The organism is Actinotalea sp. C106 (assembly GCF_023630195.1).
Taxonomy (GTDB): Bacteria; Actinomycetota; Actinomycetes; order Actinomycetales; family Cellulomonadaceae; genus Actinotalea.
Window position 1 is genome coordinate 1 of the sequence record NZ_JALPKN010000351.1, and the last position, 2755, is coordinate 2755.

Below are 2755 nucleotides of genomic sequence, written 5' to 3' on the forward strand. Positions count from 1 at the left end.
CGCCTCGGCCGCGGCGAGCACACCGGCGCGGACACCGTGGGCGTCGAGCTGCCGCACTGCGGCGACCGTGGTCCCCCCGGGGGAGGAGACGCGCTCACGCAGCACCACGGGGTGCTCCCCGCCGTCCTCGAGGAGCGCGACGGCCCCGCCGAAGGTCGCCGTCGCGAGCTCGAGGGCCTGCGCCCGAGGCAGCCCGAGGAGCACCCCGGCCTCGGCCAAGGCGTCGACCAGGTAGAACACGTAGGCAGGGCCTGAGCCCGAGACCGCGGTGACGGCGTCGAGGTGCTTCTCGGGGACGGTCAGCACCAGGCCCGTCTCGGCGAGCAGGGCCCGCACCGTCTCGAGGTGCTCGGCGGTCGCGTGGGAACCGCCGCTCAGCGCACTCGCCCCCCGACCGATCAGCGCCGGGGTGTTGGGCATGACCCGCACGACGGCGGTGCCCTCGGGCAGGTGGCGCTCGTAGAAGGACAGCGGCACGCCGGCGGCCACGCTGACCACCACGGTCCCCTCCCGCAGGCGGGGGCCGATCTCGGCGAGGACCCCACCGATGTCCCCGGGCTTGAGGGCCACGACCACGACGTCGGCACGGCTCGCGACCTTGGCGTTGCCGTCCGCCGCGCGCACCCCGAAGCGCTCGGAGAGCTCGTTGGCGCGGTGTGCCGAGGGCTCGCTCACGCTGAGGTCGTCGACCTCGACGCCCGCGCGGAGCATCGCCCCCACGAGGGCCTCGCCCATCACCCCGCCCCCGAGGACGGCGACCTGGCCGAAGCGGGACGTGCTCATGGGCTGCTCCTCGGGTGACGCGGACGGTGCGTGCGTCAGCCTAACCAGGCCGAGGGGTCAGAGCGGGTAGCCGGTGTAGACGTCCCGCACCGCCCCAGCAGCGCCGTCGACCTGCAGCAGCACCGTGCCGTTGGTCCACCACGCGGTCGCGGTGCCGTCCTCACGGGTCAGGATGACGTACCGCCCGACCTCCTCGCCGTCGACCGCGACCGTGCCCTCGTCGAGCCCGGGGGTCGCCACGGCCTCCTCGGCGTCGGTCCCGGCGTCCTCCGCCGCGGTCTGGTCGTCGGCGGTCTCGTCCTCCTCGGTGGGGGCCGCGGCACGGGCCGCGTCGATCTCCTCGGCCGCCGCGGCCAGCTGCTCGGCGAGCGCCGCCTCGGTCTCCTCGGCGTCGGCCCACTGGCCCGCGCGCACGGTGATCTCCTGCGAGCCGTCCGAGTAGTCGAAGCGGTAGGCCTCGATCGCGCCGGCGTCGACCAGCTCCGGCTCCTCGGCGGTCTCGGTCAGCGCGAAGGCCAGGATCGTCGAGGGCAGCGCCTCGAAGAAGGCGGTGCCCTCCTCACGCTCGACCGGGTCCACCGTCGGGGTCGGCACCGGCAGGGTGACGATCTCGGGGTCGGGCGGCGGGGCCGTCTCGGCGTTGTTCGTGACAGCAAGGATGATCCCTACGACGGCGGCGACGAGCACCACGGCCCCGACGACGAAGGCCCACCGAGGGATCCGTCGCCGTGCCGGCGGGGAGTCCTGGTCGGTCTCCCCGGCGTCGCGGCGGCCTCGTCGCGACGCCTCGGTGGCCTCCCCCGCGCCCGTCGAGGTCGGTCCCGTCGGTGCCCCACGTGCGTCCCCGCGGGGCCGTCGGGTGCTGTCATCCATGCGTCGTCTCCTACCGCTGCCGTCGCGGCAAGACTATGGCCTCGCCGCACCTGGCACCGGTCGACAGCGCCGACGGCCCCGCGAGGGCGCCCCGTCAGCCGGTGAGGTCCCGACGCCGGAAGGCCTGCGCGGCGAGCAGCACGAGGGCGAGGGCCACCACCCCCTGCGCGACCAGCGGGACGAGGTCGAAGGCCTCGTGCGGGAGGGCAGGGACGAGACCGAAGGGGGCCGCGTCGAGCACGACGTCGGGCAGGTTGAGGAGCGGCCCGTAGAGCCCGACGAGGATCGAGGCGACCACCAGCAGCCACACCCACCACGTCCCCGTGCGCACCGCGTACGCGAGGGCAGCGAGCCCGGCGAAGCACAGCACGAGGGGCAGGTAGACCAGCGCCGCCGCGGTGAACTCCCCCACCAGCCCCGGCCGGCCGGTCGACAGCCCCGCTCCCAGGCCCAGGGCCAACCCGGAGACCACGAGCAGCAGCGCCGCGCCCAGGGCCGTGACCGCCAGGGAGGAGCCGAGCCACCGGCGCCGGCTCACCCCGCAGGCGAGCACCATCCCGGTGCGCCCCTCCTCCTCGTCCCGACGCAGGTGGTTGACCGAGATGACGGCGTAGACCGCCACGGCCATGGCGAAGAAGCCGAGGAAGGCCGCGAGGGTGGCCAGGAGCATGTCCTGCGCACCCGAGGTGCCGAAGACCTGGGCCAGCTCGGGCTGCTCGAGGAAGCTGTCGACCACCCCCTGGCCCATCGAGCCGGTCAGCCCCGCGAAGACCGCGAGGCCCACCCCCCAGCCCACCAGGCTCACGCGCTCCATCCGCAGCGCGAGACCGACCGGGCGGACCAGCCCGCGGCCCGCCCCCGCAGGGCCGGGGCGGGAGGCCACCAGTCCCGACCCGACGTCGCGCCGGACCACCAGCACGTAGGCGGCAGCGGTGAGCAGCGCGGCGAGACCCAGGCCGAGCAGCAGGGGCCACCACCTCAGGTCGACGAAGGCCCGGGTCTGCTGCACCCAGCCGATCGGGGAAGCCCAGGACGGCGCGCTGCCGCCGAGCTGCTGGGCGTCGCCCACGCCGCGCAGCACGTACGCCAGTCCCAGGGC

The 2755-nt window shown here is 75.3% G+C and carries 2 protein-coding genes and 1 pseudogene; all 3 read right to left on the minus strand.

Going from position 1 to position 2755, the window contains the following annotated elements:
- A partial coding sequence (gene proC / locus L0B03_RS16150; RefSeq protein ID WP_250447774.1) for a pyrroline-5-carboxylate reductase occupies nucleotides 1-783 on the minus strand: 783 nt, incomplete at its 3' end.
- Nucleotides 784-840: 57 nt separating this feature from the next.
- Nucleotides 841-1656: a hypothetical protein gene (locus tag L0B03_RS16155; protein WP_250447777.1), complete on the minus strand. Its 816-nt coding sequence runs from the start codon at nucleotides 1654-1656 to the stop codon at nucleotides 841-843.
- A gap of 94 nt (nucleotides 1657-1750) precedes the next feature.
- Nucleotides 1751-2755, minus strand: a pseudogene (locus L0B03_RS16160) (polyketide antibiotic transporter); the annotation flags it as partial.

Coding starts and splice junctions, on each gene's coding strand:
- L0B03_RS16155 (WP_250447777.1), bottom strand. CDS start 1,656: ATGGATGACAGCACCCGACGGCCCCGCGGGGACGCACGTGGGGCACCG.